The organism is Microbacter sp. GSS18 (genome assembly GCA_029319145.1).
Taxonomy (GTDB): domain Bacteria; phylum Actinomycetota; class Actinomycetes; order Actinomycetales; family Microbacteriaceae; genus Microbacterium.
Genome location: CP119753.1, coordinates 2,589,138 through 2,611,464, shown reverse-complemented (window position 1 = coordinate 2,611,464; position 22,327 = coordinate 2,589,138). Strand labels below are relative to the sequence as shown.

Genomic DNA, 22,327 nt, shown 5'->3' with positions numbered 1-22,327 from the left:
GAACACCGGTGTTTGCACCGCGAGAGGAAGCACACAGCCAATGAAGTCGAAGGTTCTTGCCGGGCTCGGCGTCGCCGCCGTCGCCACGGCCGCACTGACAGGATGCGCGGGCGGATCCGCTGCAGAGTCCTGCACCAACGAGATCCTCAACCCCGACGCCACGCAGGTCAGCGTGTGGGCGTGGTACCCCGCGTTCGACCAGGTCGTCGACCTGTTCAACGAGACCCACGACGACGTCCAGGTCTGCTGGACCAACGCCGGCCAGGGCAACGACGAGTACACGAAGTTCTCGACGGCTCTGGAGTCGGGCAGCGGCGCACCGGATGTCATCATGCTCGAGTCGGAGGTGCTGGCGAGCTTCACGATCCGCGACGGCCTGGTCGACCTGACCGAGTACGGCGCGAACGACGTGAAGGGCGACTACACCGAGGGCTCGTGGAAGGACGTCTCGAGCGGCTCGGCCGTCTACGCCATCCCGGTCGACGGCGGCCCCATGGGCATGCTCTACCGACAGGACATCCTCGACGAGTACGGCATCGAGGTGCCGACCACGTGGGACGAGTTCGCCGACGCCGCCCAGAAGCTGCAGGATGCCGGCGCCCCCGGCGTCTTCGCCGACTTCCCCCCGAACGGCCGCGCCTACACGCAGGCCCTGTTCGCGCAGGCCGGCAACGTGCCCTTCACCTATGACAGCGCCAACCCGCTCGAGATCGGCATCGACGTCAACGACGCCGGCTCCAAGGACGTCCTGGCGTACTGGAACGACCTGACCAGCAAGGGCCTGGTCGCCACCGACGAGGCCTTCACCGCCGACTACAACACGATGCTCGTCGACGGCACCTACGCCATCTACATCGCCGCCGCGTGGGGCCCCGGCTACCTGAAGGGCCTCGAGGGCACGGATGACACCGCCGAGTGGCGTGCCGCCCCGGTTCCGCAGTGGGATGTCGACAACCCCGTCCAGATCAACTGGGGCGGCTCGACCTTCGCCGTGACGACGCAGGCCGAGGACGTCGAGGCCTCGGCGCTCGTGGCGAAGGAGATCTTCGGCACCGAAGAGGCCTGGAAGATCGGCGTCGAAGAGGCCTCGCTGTGGCCCCAGTGGGTCCCGATCCTCGAGTCGGACTACTTCGTCGAGCGCGAGGACCCGTTCTTCGGCGGTCAGCAGATCAACAAGGACGTGTTCCTCGAGGCGGCCGCGGGCTACCCCGGCTTCACGTTCAGCCCCTTCCAGAACTACGCCTACGACCAGCTGCAGGAAGAGGTCACGGCGGTCGTCGTGGACGGCTCGAAGGATGCCGGTACCGCGCTGGACGACCTGCAGGCCACTCTGGAGCAGTACGCCACCGATCAGGGCTTCGAGCTGACGAACTGATCGCCACGGGGCCGGTCCTCCGGGGCCGGCCCCACCCCGGCGGGCACCGTCCGCCACGTGATCCACCACCCCCGGACCTCGGCCCGGGCGATCCACCACCCGGGCTCCGTGCCCGCGATCCACCACTTCGGGGCCCCACCCCGATCCACCGAACCGAAGGGAATCGCCATGACGACGACCGTCATCGACGCCCCGGCCGCGCCGCCTCGACGACGACGCAGCGCCACCGAACGCCGCCAGAAGGTCGGCTGGGTGTTCGTCACCCCGTTCCTGGTTGTCTTCGCAGCCTTCCTCGTCTTCCCCCTCGCCTACGCGTTCGGCATGAGCCTGTACAGCTCGACCCTCGCGACGGGCACCCGTTTCGTCGGCCTCGAGAACTACATCAAGGCCTTCACCGACCCGCTCTTCCTCGGCGGCCTCGGACGCGTCGCGCTGTACGCGATCGTCATGATCCCCGTGCAGCTGCTCGTCGCGCTCGCCGCGGCGCTGCTGCTGGACAACCTCGCGACGTGGCTGTCGAAGCTGTCGCGGCTGCTGATCTTCGCGCCGTACGCGATCCCCGTCGTCATCGGCACGCTGATGTGGAGCTTCCTCTACAGCCCGCGCTTCGGCCCGGCCGGCACGATCTTCGAGCTGTTCGGGCTCGAAGCACCGAGCTTCTTCTCGAGCGACACGATCTTCTTCAGCCTCGTCAACGTCGTCACGTGGCAATGGGCGGGCTACTACATGATCATCATCTACGCCGCGCTCCGGGCGATCGACCCCTCGATCTACGAGGCGGCGCGCATCGACGGCGCCAACGGCTGGCAGATCGCGACACGCGTCAAGGTCCCGATGATCTCGTCGTCCATGGTGATGGTCATCACCTTCGCCCTCATCGGCACGCTCCAGTTCTTCACCGAGCCGACCGTGCTGCGCAGCGTCGCCTCCGGCGCCCTCCCCGCCGACTACACGCCGAACATGTACGCGTACGCGCTGGCCTTCAGCTACAGCCAGTTCAACTACGCGTCCACGATCGCGTTCGCCCTCGCGATGGTCGTGTTCATCGGGTCGTTCGGGTTCCTGTTCCTGACCCGCAAGCAGAGTGGACTGAAGTGATGGCCGCCGTCCTGAACCCCGGAACCCTCGACACCGAGCTCGTCACGACCGACCCCAAGCAGCGCCGGCGCGACCGCCGCCGCACCGAGCACGGCCCCGCGACCGGCGGGCGCAAGATCGGCTCGCACGTTCTGCTGGTCATCATGGCCTTCTACTTCGTGGTGCCGATCTGGTGGCTCATCGTCGCGTCGACGAAGAGCACCGGGAGCCTGTTCTCGAGCCCCGCCTTCTGGTTCGACAACCCCTCGTCGTTCTTCACGAACATCCAGGGTCTGTTCGAGCACCAGAACGGCATCTACTGGACGTGGCTCGGCAACTCCTTCCTCTACTCGTTCACGGCGGGCATCGGGGCGACCATCGTGGCGGTCCTCGCCGGCTACGGGTTCGCGAAGTACTCCTTCAAGGGCCGCAACGTGATCTTCGCGATCATCCTCGGCTCGGTCATGGTGCCGCTGACGGCTCTGGTGATCCCGCAGTTCATGCTGCTCAGCCAGTACGGGCTCATCAACACCGGCTGGGCGGTGATCCTGCCGTCGCTGCTGAACCCGTTCGGGGTGTACCTCATGCGCGTCTACACGCAGGACGCCATCCCCGACGAACTGCTCGAGGCGGCGCGCATCGACGGCGCCGGCGAGTGGCGCACCTTCCTGCAGGTCGTGTTCCCGCTGCTGCGGCCCGCGATCGTCACCGTGCTGCTGCTGAGCATCGTCGGCACGTGGAACAACTTCTTCCTCCCGCTCGCGATGCTCACGAGCCCCGACACGCTCCCCGTCACCGTCGGTCTCAACCGATGGCTCACCCTGTCCAACGCCGGCGCCGGCGGCGAGCAGGTGTGGAACCTCATCACGTCGGGCGCCTTCATCTCGGTGGTGCCGCTGATCCTGTCGTTCCTGTTCCTGCAGCGCTACTGGCAAGGGGGCCTCGCCATCGGCGGCGTCAAGTCCTGAGCCCGGCGCCGCGCCGGCATCCGTCCCTCTTCATCCCCACAAGCACGAAAGAAAGCACACTCATGCCTTCCGCACGCATCACGGTCGACCCGCACTTCGCGATCGGCCCCATCCAGCGCAAGCTCTTCGGCGGCTTCGTCGAGCACCTCGGCCGCCACGTCTACGACGGCATCTACGAACCCGGTCACGAGACGGCGGATGCCGAGGGCTTCCGTCAGGACGTCATCGACCTGGTCACCGAGCTCGGCGTCTCGACCATCCGCTACCCGGGCGGCAACTTCGTCTCGGGCTTCCGGTGGGAGGACTCCGTCGGTCCCGTCGAGGACCGTCCCCGTCGCCTGGACCTCGCGTGGCACTCCACCGAGACGAACGAGGTGGGCCTCCACGAGTTCTCGGGCTGGCTCGACAAGGTCGGCAGCGACCTCATGATGGCCGTCAACCTCGGCACGCGCGGCACGCTCGAGGCGATCGATCTGCTGGAGTACTCCAACATCCGCTCGGGCACCGCGCTCAGCGACCAGCGCGTCGCCAACGGCAAGACCGACCCCTTCGACGTGCGCATGTGGTGCCTCGGCAACGAGATGGACGGGCCGTGGCAGCTCGGCCACCGGTCGGCGGACGACTACGGCAAGGTCGCGTCGATGGCGGCCAAGGGCATGCGTCAGCTCGACCCCTCGATCGAGCTCGTCGTGTGCGGCTCGTCGTCCGCCCACATGCCGACCTTCGGCGAGTGGGAGCGCACTGTGCTCACCCACACGTACGACGACGTCGACTACATCTCGTGCCATGCGTACTACGAGGAGCGGGGCGGCGACCTGGCCAGCTTCCTGGCCTCGGCGGTCGACATGGACGGCTTCATCGAGACCGTCGTGGCCACGGCCGACCACGTCGGCGCCGTGCGCGGGTCGAAGAAGAAGATCAACATCTCGTTCGACGAGTGGAACGTCTGGTACATCGAGCGGTTCCACGGCGTGGACAAGATCGAGGGGATCGACAACTGGCCGGTCGCCCCTCGGCTGCTCGAGGACGTCTACTCGGTGGCGGATGCCGTCGTCTTCGGCAACCTGATGATCTCGCTGCTCAAGCACGCCGACCGCGTCACGAGCGCGTCGCTCGCACAGCTCGTGAACGTCATCGCGCCGATCATGACCGAGCCCGGCGGGCCGGCCTGGAAGCAGACGACGTTCTTCCCGTTCTCGGTCACCTCGCGCCTCGCGCAGGGCGACGCGCTGCAGCTCAAGCTCGACGCGCCGACGTACACCACCGAGGTCTACGGCGAGGTGCCACTGGTCGACGCGGTCGCCACCCACGACGCCGAGACCGGCCGCAGCGCCGTGTTCCTCGTCAACCGCAGCCAGACCGAGGCGATCACCGTCACCGCCGACGTCTCGGCGCTCGGTGACGTGTCGGTGCTCGAGACCCACGCCATCTGGGACGAGGACGTGTACGCCAAGAACACGCTCGAGGACCGCGCACGTGTAGCGCCGAAGACCAACGACACCGCGGCTGTGGCGGACGGCACGCTGACCGTCACGCTGCCCCCCGTGTCGTGGACGGCGATCGCGCTCGGCTGATGCGCATGACTCGGCGGACGCGGCTGACCCGGTGGATCGCAGCCGCGTCCGTCGGCCTTCTCGCGGCGACCCTCGCCGCGTGCTCGGGCGGTCCGGGGGAGCTCGAGGGCGACCTCGCCACGCATGACCCGGCCCTCGCCGTCCAGGACGGCACGTGGTACGTCTACTCCACCGGCAACGGGACGATCGCGAACGGCAACATCCAGGTGCGCTCGAGCCAGGACGGGCAGGCGTGGCGCTACGAGGGCGAGGTGTGGGAGACCAAGCCCGACTGGATCCGGGAGCAGGTGCGCGGCGTGGACAACCTGTGGGCGCCCGAGCTCGTCGAGCACGGCGGCACCTGGTACCTGTACTACTCGGCGTCGACGTTCGGCAAGAACACGTCGGTGATCGCCCTCGCCACCAACACGACGCTCGATCCCGACGATCCCGACTACGCGTGGATCGACCAGGGGCCCGTGATCGCGTCGAGCCCCGATGACGACTTCAATGCGATCGACCCGGGTGTCGTGACCGACGACGAGGGGACGCCGTTCATGGCGTTCGGCTCCTTCTGGAGCGGCATCCGCATGATCGAGCTCGAATGGCCGAGCGGACTGCGCGCCGACGACGCCGAACCGCTGCGCCTGGCCGATCGGCGCGAGCCGCCCAACGCCGTCGAGGCGCCCTACCTGCTCGAGCACGACGGCGACTGGTTCCTGTTCGTCTCGTTCGACAGCTGCTGCCGCGGCGCCGACAGCACCTACCGAATCGCGGTCGGCCGCGCGGACGCACCCACGGGGCCGTTCGTCGACCGCGAGGGCGTTCCGCTCCTCGACGGAGGCGGAACCGTGCTGCTCGAGACCGACGGCTCGCGCATCGGGCCCGGCGGACAGTCCATCGCCGACGGCATCATGGCGTTCCACTGGTACGACGCCGATCTGAACGGGCAGTTCCGCCTCGGGCTGTCGCCCGTGGGGTGGGACGCCGACGGCTGGCCCGAGCTGGGGTGGTGACCGCGGGGCCGGCTCATTCGTCGTCGTCGCGCCCCGTCGCCTTCTTCGTGTAGGCGAGCATCGAGTCATCGAACTCCGCGATGGCCCGCTCGCACCCGCGGACATAGGCGTCGAAGCCGTCGGCATCCGCCTCGTCGGACCCGCTGCGGGCGTCGCGCTTGCGGCGTTCACGATCAAGCCGGCGACGAAGGGCGTCCACGGCCACCGCGGCATCCGTGGTCCTGCCGAAGATCTTCTCGATCCCCGTGGCCACGACGATGGCGAATCCGAGAACCGGAGCCACCCATTCCGGCCATCCGAGCGCCGCGGCGAGCGGAACCGCAGCACCGGCGGCGAGGACGACGAGCCACGTTGCCTGCATCGTGAACGACCGCAGGCCCACCTCCCACGTCAGCCGCCGGCGCCGGCGTGCGATGTCGCCCTCGTATCGGCTACGCCCGTTCTCGACCACACCGCTGCTCACGATCACGCCCCCCTGCGTCAGCCTCAACGTAGCGTGCTCGACCTTCCGTCTCTACGGCGAGCCCCCGCTCGCCGTGGACGCGCTGATGCTCTTCTGCTTCGAGGCGCCAGTCCCGACGTCGTGGCGGATGCCGCCCACGGGGCGGCCGAACAGGCCCTCCGGCCCGTGACGGCGGCGGGATCAGGCGCTAGCGTGAGCACCGGAGGCGCCCGCTCGCTGGGTGCGGAAGGGACTGCGATGAGCGCGCCGCGGTGCGCCTTCGTCCTCGGCGGCGGAGGCAAGTGGGGGGCCGTCGAGGTCGGGATGCTGCGTGCCCTGGTCGAAGCGGGCATCAGCCCCGACATCGTGATCGGAACCTCGATCGGTGCGCTCAACGGAGCGGTGTTCGCCGCGGACCCCGGCCCGGTCGGGGTGATGAGCTTGGAGCGTCTGTGGCGCGAGATCGGCGAGACCGGCTTCCTCGGCGGCAGGATGCTCGACCGCGTGCGCACGGCGGTGCGACTGCGCGTGGGCCTGAACGACCCGGACGCGCTCCGCGACCTCGCCCGCGGGGCGCTGGGCGAGGTCGCGATCGAGGACCTCGATGTTCCGTTCCAGTGCGTCGCCGCCTCCATCGAGCGGGCGGCCGAGCGATGGTTCACGTCGGGGCCGGTCGTCGACGCGCTCGCCGCATCCGCCGCGATCCCGGGACTGTTCGCACCGGTGGAGATCGACGGCGAGCACTTCTACGACGGCGGTCTGGTCAACTCCATTCCGGTCGACCGCGCTGTCGAACTGGGCGCCAGCGAGATCTACGTGCTGCAGGTCGGCCGCGTGGAGCAGCCGCTGCGGGCTCCGACGAAGTTCTGGGAGCCCGCGCTCATCGCGTTCGAGATCTCTCGCCGGCACCGCTTCGCCTCGGTCCGGGACGGCAAGACCGGGGGTGCCGACGTGCACGTGCTGCCCAGCGCCAACGTGCTCGACTTCGACGACCGGCGTCAGCTCAAGTGGCGCGACATGGGGGATGCCGACGAACTCGCCGCCCGCGCCTACGAGGCATCCCGCGACTACCTGGCCGCCCTGCCCGCGCAGCGGGCTGGAGCGGTCGCCGAGAGGGAATCGTGAAAGGTCCGCCGCCCTACATCGTGCGCAGGTTCGTCCTGGCGCCGCTGGCCATCCTGCTCGCGCTCGTCCTGCTGGGCACGTTCCCGATCTGGCTGATCGCGGCGGCGTTCGCGTCGCGCTATGTCCCGGGCCGCTGGCGACCTCTGCGCGTCGGATGGTTCTTCTTCCTGTACACCGAGCTGCAGGCCATCATGATCGTGGTCTACTTCGCCCAGTGGATCGCGTCGGGGTTCGGTGCGAGGCTGAAGACTCCGAGGTTCCAGGACCTCACCTACCGGACGGCGGCGTGGTGGCTGCGCCGGGTGATGGGCAGTGCGCGACGGACGTTCTCGCTGCAGATCGACTTCCACGGCGACGACCTCGCGGGCGAGCGGCCGCTGCTCCTCCTGACGCGGCACGCCGGGCCGGGGGACTCCTTCCTGCTCGTCGACGACGTGCTGAACTTCCTCGACCGACGCCCGCGCATCGTGCTGAAGGACATGCTGCGCGTCGATCCGTGCATCGACATCCCGCTCAGCCGCGTGCCGACGCGGTTCGTGCCGAGCCGCGGGCGCGCGGGCGCGGCCGTCGTCGAAGCGATCCGCGACCTCGCCGGGACGATGGGGCGCAGGGACGCCTTCGTGATCTTCCCCGAGGGCGGCAACTTCACGGTGAAGCGGCGTGAGCGTGCGATCGCGAAGCTCGACGAGATCGGCCGCCCCGACCTCGCCGACCGGGCGCGGGCCATGATCCACGTGCTACCGCCCAAGCCGCAGGGGGTGCTCACCGCGATCGCGGCGGCCCCGGACGCCGACGTCGCGTTCATCGGGCACGTCGGCCTGGAGCGGCTGTCGACGCTCCGCGCGCTGTGGCGCGGCATCCCGATGGACAGCGCCATCGAGGCGACGGCGTGGCGCGTCCCCGCAGAGCAGGTGCCGCCGCCCGAGGAGCGCGAAGCCTGGCTCTACGACCACTGGCAGCAGATCGACGACTGGGTGGACGCCCGTCTGACCGCGTCCGCCGACCCCGCGGAGCCGACCGAACCGGCCGCGACCGAGAGCTGAGCGGCGAGGCGCTCGCGCCGTCCCGCGTGCAACGCGGTCGCGCGGTCGCGCGCCGTGTCAGAATGGACTCCGGCGTGCCCGTGTCGCACCCTTCCCCGCGACCGTGGTCACCCCCGGACGAGCGGGTCGAAGGGCCGCTGGGCCAAGAGGACAGCGTCCGCCACCTTTCCCGAAGGAGCACCATGTCCCCGCACGAGAGCACAGGCGTCCCCCGCTCATCCGCCCCCGAGCGCATCCAGCAGCGCCGCACGTACCTGATGTGCCGCCCCGAGCACTTCACGGTCAGCTACAGCATCAACCCGTGGATGGAGCCGGCCAACCCGACCGACACCGGCAAGGCCGTCCGCCAGTGGCAGGAGCTGTACGACACGTACATCGCGCTCGGCCATGACGTCCAGCTGATCGACCCGATCGAGGGTCTGCCCGACATGGTCTACACCGCCAACGGCGGCTTCGTGATCGACGGCGTCGCCTACGGTGCCCGGTTCCGCTTCGACGAGCGCGTGCCCGAGGGGCCGGCGTTCATGGACTGGTTCGGCGCCAACGGCTTCGAGGTCGCAGACCCCGCGGAGGTCAACGAGGGCGAGGGCGACTTCCTGCTCGTGGGCGATGTGATCCTCGCCGGCACCGGGTTCCGCTCCACCGGCGACAGCCACCGGGAGGTCGGAGAGGTCTTCGGCAAGGAGGTCGTCTCGCTCACCCTGGTCGACCCGCGCTTCTACCACCTCGACACCGCGATCGCGGTCCTCGACCCGGTCGAGGGGCCGGGCGGGGCCGACCGTGCCAACATCGCGTACCTGCCCGGTGCGTTCGACGCCCACAGCCAGGCCCTGCTCGCCGAGCGCTTCCCCGACGCGATCCACGTCTCGGATGCCGACGGCGCCGTGTTCGGCCTGAACTCGTCCAGCGACGGCCGCAACGTGATCATCTCCCCGCGCGCGACCGGATTCGAGCGGCAGCTGCGCAAGCGCGGCTACACCCCGATCGCCGTGGACCTGTCCGAGCTGCTGCTGGGCGGCGGCGGCATCAAGTGCTGCACGCTCGAACTGCGCCGCTGAAGGGAAACCCGACAATGACTCCCACGTCCCCGCACCTCGCGACCGCCGCGATCCGCATCATCGACTCCGAGGACGAGCACGTCGCACGCAACTACCACCCGCTGCCCGTGGTGCTCGCACGGGGGGAGGGGGCATGGGTCACCGACGTCGAGGGCAAGCGGTACCTCGACCTGCTGTCGGCGTACTCGGCGCTGAACTTCGGGCACCGGCATCCCGAGCTCGTCGCGGCCGCCACCGAGCAGCTCGGGCGCCTCACCCTGACCAGCCGCGCCTTCCACAACGACCGCCTCGGCGAGTTCGCCGCGGCCCTCGCGGACCTGTGCGGCAAGCAGCTCGTGCTCCCCATGAACACCGGGGCCGAAGCGGTCGAGACGGCCATCAAGGTCGCTCGTGCGTGGGGCTACCGCGTGAAGGGCGTCGAGGCGGATGCCGCCTCGATCGTCGTCGCGCACGGCAACTTCCATGGCCGCACCACGACGATCGTCGGCTTCAGCGACGACCCCGATGCGCGAGACGACTTCGGGCCGTACGCCCCCGGCTTCGCCGCGGTCCCGTTCGGCGACGCCGCCGCGATCGAGGCGGCGATCGACGAGAACACCGCGGCCGTGCTCATCGAGCCGATCCAGGGCGAGGCCGGCGTGGTCGTGCCGCCCGAGGGCTATCTGCGCGACGTCCGTGAGATCTGCACGAAGCACAACGTCCTCATGATCGCCGACGAGATCCAGTCGGGGCTCGGACGTGCCGGAACGACGTTCGCGTGCGACCGCGAGCAGGTCGTGCCGGATGTGTACGTGCTGGGCAAGGCGCTCGGCGGCGGGATCGTGCCGCTGTCGGCGGTCGTCGCCGACAGCGACATCCTCGGCGTCATCCGGCCGGGAGAGCACGGCTCCACGTTCGGCGGCAACCCTCTCGCGGCGGCCGTGGGGCTGCGCGTGGTCGAGATGCTCGCCTCGGGGCAGGTGCAGACGCGGGCGCAGGCGCTGGGCGAGCACCTCGAGGGGCGTCTGGCCGAACTCGTCGGCCACGGCGTCACCGGCGTGCGCGTCGCCGGCCTGTGGGCGGGAGTCGACATCGACCCGTCCGTCGGCACGGGACGCGAGGTCGCCGAGCGGCTGCTCGCGCGCGGCGTGCTGGTCAAGGACACGCACGGCCAGACCGTGCGGCTTGCGCCGCCCCTGGTCATCCGCGCGACCGAGCTGGACTGGGCCATCGAGCAGTTGAAGGTCGTCCTGGCCGACTGACCCGTCGCGCGAAGACGTCGGCTTCCGCGGCGCGGAACCGGCCGTGCGCCGCTCGGGCGGCGCGGGGCAGAGTGATGCTCGGCAGAGGTTCGATGAGGGGCGGGTCCATGGTGCACGCGGCGATCGTCGAGTTCCGGATGGATCCGACGCGGCTGGACGAGGCCGAGACGGTGTTCGGCGAGATGCTCGAGACGTCGAGGGCGTTCGAGGGCTGCGAACGGCTCGACTGGCTCGTCGACCGCGACGACCCCGCCTGCTGGACGCTGTACGAGGAGTGGTCGTCGTGGGAGGCCGAGCAGGCCTACCGGGACTACCGGGCCGGGGCGGGAGCGGTGCCCGAGCTCGGACCTCTGCTCACCGGCCCGCCGCGTCTGGTGCGCCTCGAGCCGTTCGACCGCTGAGGTCCGCGCCGGCCGACATCCGGCGCGCGTCGCCTGCTTCGGGAATGCATTCAATCGGATGCATGTTTCCCCCTGGCGTGAACTCCGCAGCCTCATCCTCCCGCCGTCGCCGGACCATCGTGATCTCGACGGCGGCAGCAGCCGTGATCGCCGTCGTCGCGGTCGTCCTGGTCGTCCTCCTCACCGCCCGCCCGTCGCAGGCCGGCGGCGACGTGCCCTCCGCTCCGCTCCCGGACGACACCGCGATGGGGACGGTCGACCTGGAGGTGGTCGACCTCGAGGTGATGCGCGCCTACTACACCGGCGCGCTGGGGCTGCCGGTGATCGAAGAGGACGCCGAGCGTGTCGTCCTCGGCTATGACGAGCCCCTGGTGACGCTGTCCGCGGGGGCGGAGGGCGCCGACGATCCCGCCCAGGCCGGGCTGTACCACACGGCGATCCTCTATCCGGACGAGCCCGCGCTCGCCGCCGCTCTGCTTTCCGTGGCCACTCTCGCTCCACAGTCGTACCAGGGGGCGGCCGATCACGCCGTGAGCCTGGCGTTCTACTTCGGCGACCCCGAGGGCAATGGCGTCGAGCTGTACGTGGACCGGCCCCGTGACGAGTGGGTGTGGGAGGACGGACAGGTGAGCATGGGATCCGCCTTCCTCGACCCGAACGCGTTCATCTCCGAGCACGCCGACGGCGAGCCCGCCACCGATGCCCAGGTCGGCCACGTCCACCTGCGCGTGGGCGACCTCGACCAGGCCCGTGCCTTCTACGCCGACACCCTCGGCTTCGCGGTGACCAGCGAGACCGACGGCGCCCTCTTCTACGCCGCCGGCGGGTATCACCACCACCTCGCCACGAACACGTGGCTCAGCGCGGGCGCTGGGGAGCGCGGCGAGGGGCCGGGGCTGGGCGCCTTCGTCGTGCGGGTGCCGACGCAGGGCGACCTCGACGACGTCGCGGCGCGGCTCGAGGCCGCCGGCGTCGCGCATGAGACGGCGGCCGGTGCGATCGAGACGGCCGACCCGTGGGGCAACGTCGTCAACGTCCTGGTGGACTGATCGGCCGCGGGGCTTCGGCCCCGTCGCTCACTCGACGGTGACGTCGATGCGGTGACGACCGGTGGCGCCGTCCGGTGCGGGCGGTGCGGCGTCGTCCGTCTGCACCTCGCCGGTCGCGCTGATGGCGCGGCAGCGGACCTCGTGGCGTCCCGCCGTCGCGGTCCACGGGATGCTCCACTGCACCCACGTGTCGTCCGAGATCGCCGTCGCGAGCGTCGCCGGCATCCACTCCCCGCCGTCGATCTGCACTTCGACACCGGCGACGCCGACGTGCTGCTGCCAGGCCATGCCGGCGATGACCGTGTCGCCCGGTGCGAGACGGGTGCCGAAGCGCGGCACGTCGATGCGCGACTGGAGCTTGATCGGGCCGCGCGCCGACCACCCTCGCGTCGTCCAGTAGGCGGTGTCGCTGTCGAACCGCGTGACCTTGAGTTCGGTCACCCACTTGGTCGCCGACACGTAGCCGTACAGCCCCGGCACCACCATGCGCACCGGGAAGCCGTGCTCGACCGGCAGCGGCTCGCCGTTCATCCCGACCGCGAGGATCGAGTCGCGGTCGTCGGTGAGGGCCTCGAGCGGCGTCGAGGCGGTCCAGCCGTCGATCGACCGCGAGAGCACCATGTCGGCGTCCGGTGACACGCCGGCCTTCTCGAGCAGATTCCGGATCGGGTAGCCGAGCCAGCGGGCGTTGCCGATCAGCCCGCCGCCGACGGTGTTCGACACGCACGTGAGGGTGGTGTCGGTCTCTTCGAGCGGCAGCGCGAGCAGCTCGTCCCACGTGAGGCTCACTTCGCGGTCGACCATGCCGTGGATGCGCAGCGACCAGTCCGCAGGGTCGATCTGCGGCGCCACGAGAGCGGTGTCGATGCGGTAGAAGATGCCGTTGGGCGTCACGACCGGCGCGAGGTCGGGGATGCCGAGCTCGGCGCCGGCCGGAATCGGCGGCGCGGAGCGGGCGGGTGACGGAAGCCGCAGAGCGTCGCGCACGGTCGTGGCGGCCTGCACGCCCGCGCGTGCGACGTTGCCGACGACCAGCCCGATCATGCCGACGGCGGCCGCGGCGCCGGACCACGCCAGGAAGCCGCGCCGATCGACGCCGCGCGATGACGGTGCGGCGGGTGACGGCTCGGGCGCACCGGACGCCTCGCCCGCGCGCCCATCCGGCGACCCGGCGTCGCCGAGCGCCGGCACGGCGGTCTGCGGCGGGTAGGCGCGAACCGCCAGCCGCACGAGCATGCGCATCGCGATCGCGGCGGCCGCACCGGCGACCGCCGCGGGCAGCCAGGCGAATCCGCTCGCACCCGCGCGGCTGGTCGCGACGACGATGCCGACGACGCCGAGTGCGGCGGCGATCACCGAGCCCCACGGCGGCCGCCGAGACTCGAGCACGCCCGCGCCGGCGGCCACGAGACCCATCACGATCGCGATCCCGATCAGGAGCGCGACCTTGTCGGCCAGACCGAACAGCTCGATCGCGAGATCCTTCGCCCACGGCGGCGCCGCATCGATGAGCGCTCCGCCGACCACCGCGAACGGACTCGACTCGGGCACCGCGATCGCGGCGGTCGCTTCGCCCAGTCCCGCCCCGAAGGCGACGCCGCACACCCCCGCCGCCGCGGCGGCGAGGAGGGAACGCGTGCGGGTGGTCGCCACATCGCGAGCCTAATCCGACGCGCCCGGGATGCACCCGCGGCAGATATGACGATCCGAGGACGTCCGCCACTATCGCATCGACGACAGATGTCAACCGAAACAACACGGCAACACGTCCCCGACTAGGCTCGTGCCATGGGCGATCTGTTCGACGGCTACGGCTCCACCACGGCGCCCCGCAAGACACCGTCCGGGGTGCCGGCGTTCGACGAGATGTTCGGCAGCGACCTCGGGGTGGGCGCGGTGCCCCAGTCCCGCGAGGCCTATAAAGAGCTCTACCAGGCGCTCGCGCAGATGACGCAGGAAGAGCTGCGCGGGCGAACCGAGTCCCTGGCGAGCTCCTACCTCGCGCAGGGCGTGACGTTCGACTTCGCGGGTGAGGAGAGACCCTTCCCGCTCGACGCGGTGCCCCGCGTCATCGACTACGACGAGTGGTCGAAGACCGAGGCCGGTGTCAAGCAGCGCGTCAGGGCGCTCGAGGCGTTCCTCGACGACGCGTACGGACGCCAGCACTGCGTTCGCGACGGCGTGCTGCCCGCGCGCCTGATCGCGTCGTCCCAGTACTTCTACCGGCAGGCGGCGGGCATCCATGCCGCCAACGGCGTGCGCATCCAGGTCTCCGGCATCGACCTGATCCGCGACGAGCACGGCGAGATGCGCGTCCTCGAGGACAACGTCCGCGTGCCGTCCGGCGTCAGCTACGTCATCTCGAACCGCCGGGTCATGGCCCAGACGCTCCCCGAGCTGTTCGTCTCGATGCGCGTGCGCCCGGTGGGGGACTACCCGAACAAGCTGCTCGCCGCGCTTCGCGCATCCGCCCCGCCCGGCGTCGAAGAGCCCAACGTCGTCGTGCTCACGCCGGGCGTCTACAACTCGGCGTACTTCGAGCACACGCTGCTCGCGCGCCTCATGGGCGTCGAGCTCGTCGAGGGCCGCGACCTGCTGTGCGTGGGCGGCAAGGTCTTCATGCGCACCACACGCGGACCGCAGCGCGTCGACGTGATCTATCGCCGCGTCGACGACGACTTCCTCGATCCGCTGCAGTTCCGCTCGGACTCGATGCTCGGCGCCCCGGGCCTCATGCTCGCCGCGCGCCTGGGCAACGTCACGATCGCCAACGCGGTCGGCAACGGCGTTGCGGACGACAAGCTGCTGTACACGTACGTGCCCGACCTCATCCGCTACTACCTCGCCGAGGAGCCGATCCTCAAGAACGTCGACACGTGGCGCCTCGAGGACCCGAACGCCCTCGAAGAGGTGCTCGACCGGCTCGACGAGCTCGTGGTCAAGCCCGTCGACGGCTCGGGCGGCAAGGGTCTGGTCGTGGGACCGGATGCCTCCAAGAGCGAACTCGACAAGCTGCGCAAGCGGCTGCTCGCCGATCCGCGGGGGTGGATCGCGCAGCCGGTCGTGATGCTCTCGACGATCCCGACCCTCGTCGAGGACGGCATGCGGCCGCGCCACGCCGACCTTCGTCCGTTCGCGGTCAACGACGGCGACGACATCTGGGTGCTGCCCGGCGGTCTCACCCGCGTCGCGCTGCCCGAGGGGCAGCTCGTGGTCAACTCGAGCCAGGGCGGCGGGTCGAAGGACACGTGGATCGTCGGCGGGGCCGCTCCCGGTCACGTCGAGTACGGCCAGGGCACCGGCGGGGTTTCAGGGCTCGTCGACGACCAGGCGGCCGTGACCTCGGCGATCCCGATCATCTACGACGCGCAGGCCGAGCCCGCCCACTCGCCGCAGGACGTCCCCGATCCCGTGAACGAGCAGCACGAACAGCAGCAGCAGACGGGCGGTGACCGCGCATGCTGAGCCGCATCGCCGAATCCCTGTTCTGGATCGGACGCTATCTCGAGCGGGCCGACGGCACCGCCCGCATCCTCGACGTCCACCTGCAGCTGCTGCTGGAGGACCCGTGGATCGACGAGGACGTCGCATGCCGGTCGCTCCTGGCCGTCATGGGCTCGTTCCCCGACGAGGGCGCCGACACCGTCGGCCGCGAGGACGTGCTGCAGCAGCTGGCCGTCGATCGCAGCAACTACTCGAGCATCGCCTACTGCCTCGGCGCCGCGCGCGAGAACGCGCGCCGGGCGCGCGAGATCGTCTCCACCGAGCTGTGGGAGACCCTGAACACCACGAACGCCCGCATGCCGCGGCGCCTTCAGGTCGACAAGGTCCACAACTTCTTCCAGTGGGTGCGTGAGCGCACGGCCCTGTCGGTCGGCGTCGTGGATTCGTCGACGAGTCGCGACGAGGCGTGGCAGTTCTTCACCCTCGGCCGCTCCATCGAGCGCACCGACATGACGGCGCGCATGCTCGCCACGCGATCGCTCACCGAGGCCTCGGGTCCGTCGTGGACGACGATCCTGCGCTCGTGCGGCGCCTACGAGGCGTACCTGCGGACCTACAAGGGGATGCCCGGCGCGCGCAACGCGGCCGAGTTCCTGCTGCTGGACCGGCTGTTCCCGCGCTCGATCATCTACTCGATCCAGAGCGCGGAGCAGTGCATGAGCGCCATCGACCCCCGTGCCGACCGCGTCGGGCACTCCAACACGGTGTTGCGCGCCCTCGGCCAGATCCGCAACGACCTCGAGTACAGCTCCCTCACCGAGATCCTCAACGAGCTGCCCGAGCACATGGAGCGCGTGCAGGTCGTGACCCGCGATGCGTCCGAGGCGATCCGGCAGAGGTTCTTCCCGACGCAGACCGAGCCGAGCTGGATCGGAGAGATCTCATGAAGCGCCTTCGCATCGAGCACCAGACCGGCTTCACGTATCAGGGCGACGTGTCGGCGTCGTACAACGAGGCGCGGATGCTGCCGGGCTCGACCGACAGCCAGTTCGTGCTCAACGCGGCCCTGGACATCGAGCCCTCGTCGTCGGTGAACCAGTACGTCGACTACTTCGGCACGCGTGTGGCGTCCTTCGACGTCCTGCACGGGCACACGAAGCTGATGCTGACGGCCCGTTCGCTCGTCGAGGTGCGTCCGCGGCCGATCGAGCCGACCGACTTCTCGTGGGCCGACCTGTCGCGGGAGGCTCCGCTCGCGATCGCGACCGTGGAGCAGCTGGGTCAGACCGAGCGGACGAAGCCGCATCCCGAGATCCTCGACCTGGCCCGCCGCATCGCCGCAGACCACACCAACCCGGGTCTGGCCGCGCGCGCGATCGCCGAGGCCGTCGGCGACGCGGTCGAGTACATGCACGGCATCACCGGCGTGCATTCGACAGCGGCGGACGCGTGGGAGGAGCGCAAGGGCGTGTGCCAGGACATCGCGCACATCACGCTCGGGGCGCTGCGCGCCGTCGCGATCCCGGCTCGCTACGTGTCGGGCTATCTGCATCCGCGCGAGGACGCGGAAGTCGGAGAGCCGGTGTCGGGTGAGTCCCATGCGTGGGTCGAGTGGTTCGCGGGCGATTGGCAGGGCTTCGACCCCACGAACAACATCGAGATCGGCGACCGGCACGTGCTCGTCGGTCGCGGGCGCGACTACAACGACGTCCCGCCCCTGCGTGGCGTCTACGCCGGCCCGCACAAGAGCCACCTGCACGTCGACGTCACCATCACGCGCGAGGCGTAGCACCCGCGCGCCCTTCTTGCCGCCGCCCGTGGAGCCTGCCAGAGTGGCCGCGAGGGCGGTGTGGGGTCGCCCGATCGTCGACGAACGATGAGGTGGCCGCGTGACACGCGACGAAGACCGACGCATCGCGCTCAACGACTTCGCCGGCGGCGGTGTCACGCCGCTGTCGTATGCCGACGGCCCGTGCGGCATCCGCGGTGACGACGGAGCGACGGCGCTGCCGAGCGCGCTGACCCTGTCGGCGTCCTTCGACACGGAGCTCGCGGAGCGCTACGGAGACCTGCTGGGCGCAGAGCTCGTGGCCTCGGGCCACAATGCGCTGCTCGGGCCCGAGCTCGACATCGGCCGCGACCCGCGGGCGGGTCGGCTCGCGGGAGGACTGGGGGAGGACCCGCTGCTGGTCGGCGAGCTCGGCGGGCGGATCGTGCGCGGAGTCCAGGGGCACGGCGCGATCGCCGTCGCGAAGCACTACGTCTGCTACAACCTCGAGCGGCTGCGCGCCGGCGAAGGGCCGATGGAGCAGCGCACCGACGCCCGCGATGTCCGCGTGGGCGAGCGCGAGCTGCACGAGGTGTATCTGGCGCCGTTCCGGCGGGTCGTCGAGCGGTACGGCGTCGTGGCGCTGCTGGCGGCGTATGTGCGGGTCAACGGAACGTACATGGCGCAGTCGCGCGATCTGCTCGATCTCCCGAGGCGGCTGTGGGGATTCGAGGGGTTCACGGTGCCGGACTTCCTGTTCGCGGTGCGGGATGCCGAGGCGGCGCTCGCCGCTGGGCTGGACCTCCCGGCGATCGTCGTGCCGGGGCCCCCGCCGCTGTCCGAGCGCACGGCGGCGATGGTGGACGCGCTCGATGATGACGCCGTCGCGAGCATCGGAACGCACGTGCGCTCGGCGTTCGCCGCGGTGGGTCTCGTGGCGCCCAGCGGTGTCGTCGACGGCGCGGCGCTGGGCACGCCGGAGGCGCTGCGGCTGGCGGAGCGGGTGGCGACCGAGGGCGCGGTGCTGCTGCGCAACGACGGCGTCCTGCCCCTCGCGCCGGACGCCCGTGTGGCTCTCATCGGCGGCGAGGACATCGAGCACCGGCTCGTCACGGGTGGCTCCGCGGGTGTTCCGCTCGTCGGCGAGCGGCTGCCTGCGCTCGAGGATGCGCTCGCGGCGCAGGGGATCGTCGTCGCCGCGCGCGCCGGCGGGCTCCCCGACATCCCCGTGCCGCCGCTGTCCGCCGGCGACGGCGTGACGGTGTCGGCGGTGATCGAGGATTCGACCGGTCGCCGCACGGTCGAACTCCCGCTCGCCGAGCTCCCCGTCGACGGCATCGACCACGGTCAGCCCTGGCGGGCGGAGCTGTCGGTCCTCATCCCGCCGGCATCCGGGCCCGCCGTGGTCGCCGCAGAATTCGCCGGAGCGGTCGATCTGATGCTGGACGGCGAGGTCATCGCCGAGGGCTTCCGCGACGCTTCACCGCTGCTCGCCGGGCCGCACTATGTGCTGCGGGCCGAGCTGCCGCCCGCCGCCGCGTCCCGCACCCTCGTCGCGCGGTTCCGGACCGGGCCCGCGTTCGTCTTGTCGGAGATGGGGCTCGTTCCACGCCTCTCGCTCGGCGTGATTCCGCTCGCGCCGGCCATCGACGCCGTCACGGCCGCTGCCGAAGGCGCCGACGCGGTCCTCGTCCTCGCCGGGCGCGCGACGGGTGCGGGGATGGATGCCGACGCGCTGGGGCTGCCCGCGGGCCAGGCGGCGCTCGTCGAAGCCGCGGCCGCCACGGGGCGCCCCGTCGTCGTGATCACGCACGGTGCGGGGCCTGTCGCCGCGCCCTGGCGCGACAGCGTGTCCGCGCTCCTGCACCTGGGCCTCGCCGGCGAGCGCTTCGCCCCGGCTGTCGCGGCTCTGCTGTCGGGAGCCGCCGAGCCCGGCGGACGCCTGACGCTCACGTGGCCCGACGGCGCCCCGGCCGTGCCGCCGGCCGACGTCGATGCCTCGGGGACGCTCACCTACGCCGAGGGGGTCGACGTCGGGTACCGCAGCTGGGAGCGCGCGGGGGCGGAGCCGGCCTTCTGGTTCGGGCACGGGCTCGGCTACGCCGACATCGACCTCATCGAGGCGACGGCCGACGGCGCGGCGGTGCGGGTGACCCTGCGGTGCGGGCCGGAGCGCGGCGGCAAGGCGGTCGTGCAGCTGTATGCGCGCTCGGGCGCGGGCGAGACCCTGAGGCTCGTCGGGTTCGCCGCCGTGCGCCTCGCCGCGGGCGAGGTGCGGACGGCCCGCATCGCGGTCGAGTCCGATGCGCTGGGGCGATGGGCGGAGGGCGCCTGGCAGGCGGCATCCGGCGACGTCGACGTGCATGTGGGGTTCTCGCGGGGGGACCTCCCGCGGGTCGTCACGGTCACGACCCCATGATCAGGTGGGCCCCCGCCGGAGCGGCCGATTCTACCCGAGGCGACGGGTCCCGCGTGCCCGCGTGCACAAGCGCCCCGATCCAGGGCAGAATCTATCCCGATGAATGAGCGCAAGTCGGGCGAGGGGTACTGGTACGCCGACGCCGAGGACATCCGCGCGTCGTCCGTGATGGAGGCGCTGCGCGGATACCGAGCGGCCGAGGTGGCGATGCGGCGCCGCACGCGACAGTCCATGGACATGGGCGAGAACGAGCTGCTGGTGCTGCGCTTCCTCATGCGGGCTCGCAAGACCGGCGAGGCCGTCACGCCCGCGAACCTGGCGCGATACCTCGGGATCACGACGGCCTCGACCACCGCGCTCCTGGACCGCCTCGAGCGCAGCGGTCACATCACCCGCGCGCCCAATCCGGGCGATCGCCGCAGCGTCGTCATCGAGGCGAGCGACAAGGCCGACTCCGAGATCCGGCACACGCTGACCGCAATGCATGAGCGCATGGTCGAGGTGGTGCGCCCCATGGCGGACCGTGATCGGGCGGTCGTCATCGGCTTCCTCGACGCGATGCGCCGGGCCGTCGACGACATCGACGCCTGAGGCCCGCTCAGCCGACCGCGACCTCTTCGGCGACGTCGGCGATCGACTCCAGGAACTCGATGATGGTGCGTCGTGACTCGTCGTCGAGGTCTTCGGCGAGCGCAGCCACGCGGCGTTCGTACTCGTCGACCGTCGCCGAGAGCGTCGCGGCCGCCGACGGCGTGGGCGTGATCAGCACGCTGCGTCGATCGGTCGGGTGGCTGACGCGCTGGAGCGTGCCGGCACGTTCCAGGCGGTCCAGCAGAGCCGTCGTCGACGCCGACGAGATGCCCAGATAGCGCGAGATCGCGCTCGGTCTGACGTCGATCCCGTCGCGCTGCGCGCTGAGAAGGTAGCGCACGAGGCGCAGCTCGTTGTCGCCCATACCGGTCTTGGACCGCACTCGCGCCTGACGCGCGAGATCGGCGTGCCGAGCACGGTCGAATGCCGAGAGGAGGGCGGAGGTCTCATCCGCCGCACGCTGATCGTGATACATACTCACCCCCAGGGTTTCTCGGAACCCCAGTATACAGCTTTTCATTTATCTCACTTGACGAACTAGTTACTCCGTGAGTAACCTTCCGGAAGAGCTTCTCTCAACCAGAAGGAGTCGACGATGGGTCGCCTGTACTACAGCACCAGCACCGACGCGATCGAGATCCCGGATCGCGTCCTCGCGCACCTGCGCACGCTCACCACGACGAAGCTGCGCCGTTCCGAGAGCTTCACCGTGTCGTTCTGCCACCCGGCAGGGCGCTCGACGATCTGGCTCCACTGCGCGATCCCGCTGCGGTTCGAGTTCGACTCGGCCGAGTCAGACGCGCTCGACCGCGAGTACCTCGAGGAACTCGCTCGCTCCGCCGCGGCATCCGGCGGCGTCGTGATCGATCTCACCGAGACCGATGACGTCCAGGAGCCCGAGCAGCTGAGCGTGGCGCGCGCTCGTCTGGGGCGTGCCGCATGAGCATCGCACTCTCCGAAATCCCTGTCCTCTCCGGTCGCCGCGTCATCTGGGAGCAGGACGCCGGCAAGCGCCACGTCGCATCGCTGAACGGCGATGTCGTCGGCCTCATCGACCGGAACGCCGACGGAAGCTTCGTCGCGTTCGACGATCGGACCACTCCGATCGGGCGCTACGCGACGTTGCGCGAGGCCAAGCGGTCCGTCGGCGACGTCGCGCGTGGAGCGGCGGCGACGCGATCGGAGCGGCTGACACGCGTTGCGCAGCCGCTGGCGTCGGCCACCGGGATCATCTCGGTCGCACTGCTGGTCGCAGCCGGCGCCGAGGCGGTGCTGCCGATCGTCTGACGGACGAGGGCGGGCTCAGGACTCGACGACGCGGCGCTTGGCCGCGACCGCGGCGTCGGTCTTGGTCTGCAGGAAGTCGCAGATGCGCGCGAGCGTGTCGAGATCGTGGGCCAGGTCCGCGACACCCGGGGCGTCGAGATCGAAGCTGTCGGAGCGGGCTTCGAACGTGACGATCCACACCGGCTCGCCTTCGCGCATCACCGGCTGGACATAGGTCACGGTCGAGGCGTTGCGCAGTGAGACGACGACGAGGCCCGACTCCGGGCCCGCGGTGAAGTCCTGATCCAGCACCGAGATCTCGGTCGCGATGTCGTGGTTGACCTGCAGGAACTCACGAAGCCACGAATCGACGGTCGCTCGATCGCGATAGGGCATGGGACTCACCGGGCACTCTCTGTGCCAGCAGGGGGCACGTTTCCTATTATGCAGAATGAACCGGGAAAACGTTCCAGGGAATGTGTGCGCGAGAG

22 protein-coding genes are annotated in these 22,327 nt (G+C 70.4%); 18 read left to right on the top strand and 4 right to left on the bottom strand.

The window, feature by feature from the left end:
* Positions 1-40 precede the first annotated feature (40 nt).
* The 5 genes from P0L94_11970 to P0L94_11950 all read left to right on the top strand — a co-directional run bounded on the left by P0L94_11970 (position 41) and on the right by P0L94_11950 (position 5,989).
* Positions 41-1,375, top strand: a complete 1,335-nt coding sequence (locus P0L94_11970; protein ID WES63172.1) for an extracellular solute-binding protein — start codon at positions 41-43, stop codon at positions 1,373-1,375.
* A gap of 168 nt (positions 1,376-1,543) precedes the next feature.
* On the top strand, positions 1,544-2,473 hold the full coding sequence (locus tag P0L94_11965) for a sugar ABC transporter permease (GenBank protein ID WES63171.1): 930 nt from the start codon (positions 1,544-1,546) through the stop codon (positions 2,471-2,473).
* The gene (locus P0L94_11960; GenBank protein ID WES63170.1) at positions 2,473-3,420 is read left to right on the top strand and encodes a carbohydrate ABC transporter permease; all 948 of its coding nucleotides are present in this window, start codon (positions 2,473-2,475) and stop codon (positions 3,418-3,420) included. Before P0L94_11965 ends, P0L94_11960 begins: the two co-directional genes overlap by 1 nt.
* Before the next feature lie 62 nt (positions 3,421-3,482).
* Positions 3,483-4,994: an alpha-N-arabinofuranosidase gene (locus P0L94_11955; protein ID WES63169.1), complete on the top strand. Its 1,512-nt coding sequence runs from the start codon at positions 3,483-3,485 to the stop codon at positions 4,992-4,994.
* A 5-nt stretch (positions 4,995-4,999) separates the two neighbouring features.
* Positions 5,000-5,989, top strand: coding sequence for an arabinan endo-1,5-alpha-L-arabinosidase (locus tag P0L94_11950; GenBank protein WES63168.1), 990 nt, complete (start codon positions 5,000-5,002; stop codon positions 5,987-5,989).
* Between the two features lie 13 nt (positions 5,990-6,002).
* On the opposite strand, the gene P0L94_11945 is transcribed toward P0L94_11950, so the two are convergent.
* Positions 6,003-6,458, bottom strand: a complete 456-nt coding sequence (locus tag P0L94_11945) for a hypothetical protein (protein WES63167.1) — start codon at positions 6,456-6,458, stop codon at positions 6,003-6,005.
* 231 nt (positions 6,459-6,689) lie between these two features.
* On the opposite strand from P0L94_11945, the gene P0L94_11940 reads away from it, so the two are divergent.
* From P0L94_11940 to P0L94_11915, 6 genes are all read left to right on the top strand, one after another.
* On the top strand, positions 6,690-7,556 hold the full coding sequence (locus P0L94_11940; protein WES63166.1) for a patatin-like phospholipase family protein: 867 nt from the start codon (positions 6,690-6,692) through the stop codon (positions 7,554-7,556).
* Positions 7,553-8,599, top strand: coding sequence for a hypothetical protein (locus P0L94_11935; GenBank protein ID WES63165.1), 1,047 nt, complete (start codon positions 7,553-7,555; stop codon positions 8,597-8,599). Before P0L94_11940 ends, P0L94_11935 begins: the two co-directional genes overlap by 4 nt.
* Positions 8,600-8,781: 182 nt before the next feature.
* Positions 8,782-9,657 (top strand): hypothetical protein, encoded by an 876-nt coding sequence (locus P0L94_11930; GenBank protein WES63164.1) that lies wholly within the window; start codon positions 8,782-8,784, stop codon positions 9,655-9,657.
* A 14-nt stretch (positions 9,658-9,671) separates the two neighbouring features.
* Positions 9,672-10,898, top strand: a complete 1,227-nt coding sequence (gene rocD, locus P0L94_11925) for an ornithine--oxo-acid transaminase (protein ID WES63163.1) — start codon at positions 9,672-9,674, stop codon at positions 10,896-10,898.
* Between the two features lie 107 nt (positions 10,899-11,005).
* On the top strand, positions 11,006-11,299 hold the full coding sequence (locus P0L94_11920) for a putative quinol monooxygenase (GenBank protein ID WES63162.1): 294 nt from the start codon (positions 11,006-11,008) through the stop codon (positions 11,297-11,299).
* Positions 11,300-11,361: 62 nt separating this feature from the next.
* A complete protein-coding gene (locus P0L94_11915) occupies positions 11,362-12,348 on the top strand; it encodes a VOC family protein (GenBank protein WES63161.1) in 987 nt (328 codons plus the stop codon).
* A gap of 27 nt (positions 12,349-12,375) precedes the next feature.
* Here P0L94_11915 and P0L94_11910 read toward each other — a convergent pair whose 3' ends face one another.
* Positions 12,376-14,001 (bottom strand): molybdopterin-dependent oxidoreductase, encoded by a 1,626-nt coding sequence (locus P0L94_11910; protein ID WES63160.1) that lies wholly within the window; start codon positions 13,999-14,001, stop codon positions 12,376-12,378.
* 135 nt (positions 14,002-14,136) lie between these two features.
* On the opposite strand from P0L94_11910, the gene P0L94_11905 reads away from it, so the two are divergent.
* From P0L94_11905 to P0L94_11885, 5 genes are all read left to right on the top strand, one after another.
* Positions 14,137-15,813 (top strand): circularly permuted type 2 ATP-grasp protein, encoded by a 1,677-nt coding sequence (locus tag P0L94_11905; GenBank protein WES63159.1) that lies wholly within the window; start codon positions 14,137-14,139, stop codon positions 15,811-15,813.
* Positions 15,807-16,739, top strand: a complete 933-nt coding sequence (locus tag P0L94_11900) for an alpha-E domain-containing protein (protein WES63158.1) — start codon at positions 15,807-15,809, stop codon at positions 16,737-16,739. The genes P0L94_11905 and P0L94_11900 overlap by 7 nt, the downstream gene beginning before the upstream one ends.
* Complete coding sequence (locus P0L94_11895) at positions 16,736-17,581, top strand: transglutaminase family protein (protein ID WES63157.1); 846 nt, start codon at positions 16,736-16,738, stop codon at positions 17,579-17,581. Before P0L94_11900 ends, P0L94_11895 begins: the two co-directional genes overlap by 4 nt.
* A gap of 100 nt (positions 17,582-17,681) precedes the next feature.
* The gene (locus P0L94_11890; protein ID WES63156.1) at positions 17,682-19,979 is read left to right on the top strand and encodes a glycoside hydrolase family 3 C-terminal domain-containing protein; all 2,298 of its coding nucleotides are present in this window, start codon (positions 17,682-17,684) and stop codon (positions 19,977-19,979) included.
* Positions 19,980-20,078: 99 nt separating this feature from the next.
* Entirely contained in the window at positions 20,079-20,570 is a 492-nt protein-coding gene (locus P0L94_11885) for a MarR family transcriptional regulator (protein WES63155.1), read from the top strand.
* Positions 20,571-20,577: 7 nt separating this feature from the next.
* Here P0L94_11885 and P0L94_11880 read toward each other — a convergent pair whose 3' ends face one another.
* Entirely contained in the window at positions 20,578-21,045 is a 468-nt protein-coding gene (locus P0L94_11880; GenBank protein WES66322.1) for a MarR family transcriptional regulator, read from the bottom strand.
* Between the two features lie 120 nt (positions 21,046-21,165).
* On the opposite strand from P0L94_11880, the gene P0L94_11875 reads away from it, so the two are divergent.
* Together P0L94_11875 and P0L94_11870 are read left to right on the top strand one after the other, a co-directional pair.
* Positions 21,166-21,513: a hypothetical protein gene (locus tag P0L94_11875; GenBank protein ID WES63154.1), complete on the top strand. Its 348-nt coding sequence runs from the start codon at positions 21,166-21,168 to the stop codon at positions 21,511-21,513.
* On the top strand, positions 21,510-21,857 hold the full coding sequence (locus tag P0L94_11870; GenBank protein WES63153.1) for a hypothetical protein: 348 nt from the start codon (positions 21,510-21,512) through the stop codon (positions 21,855-21,857). The genes P0L94_11875 and P0L94_11870 overlap by 4 nt, the downstream gene beginning before the upstream one ends.
* 15 nt (positions 21,858-21,872) lie before the next feature.
* Here P0L94_11870 and P0L94_11865 read toward each other — a convergent pair whose 3' ends face one another.
* Positions 21,873-22,241, bottom strand: a complete 369-nt coding sequence (locus P0L94_11865; GenBank protein WES63152.1) for a hypothetical protein — start codon at positions 22,239-22,241, stop codon at positions 21,873-21,875.
* Positions 22,242-22,327: the final 86 nt, after the last annotated feature.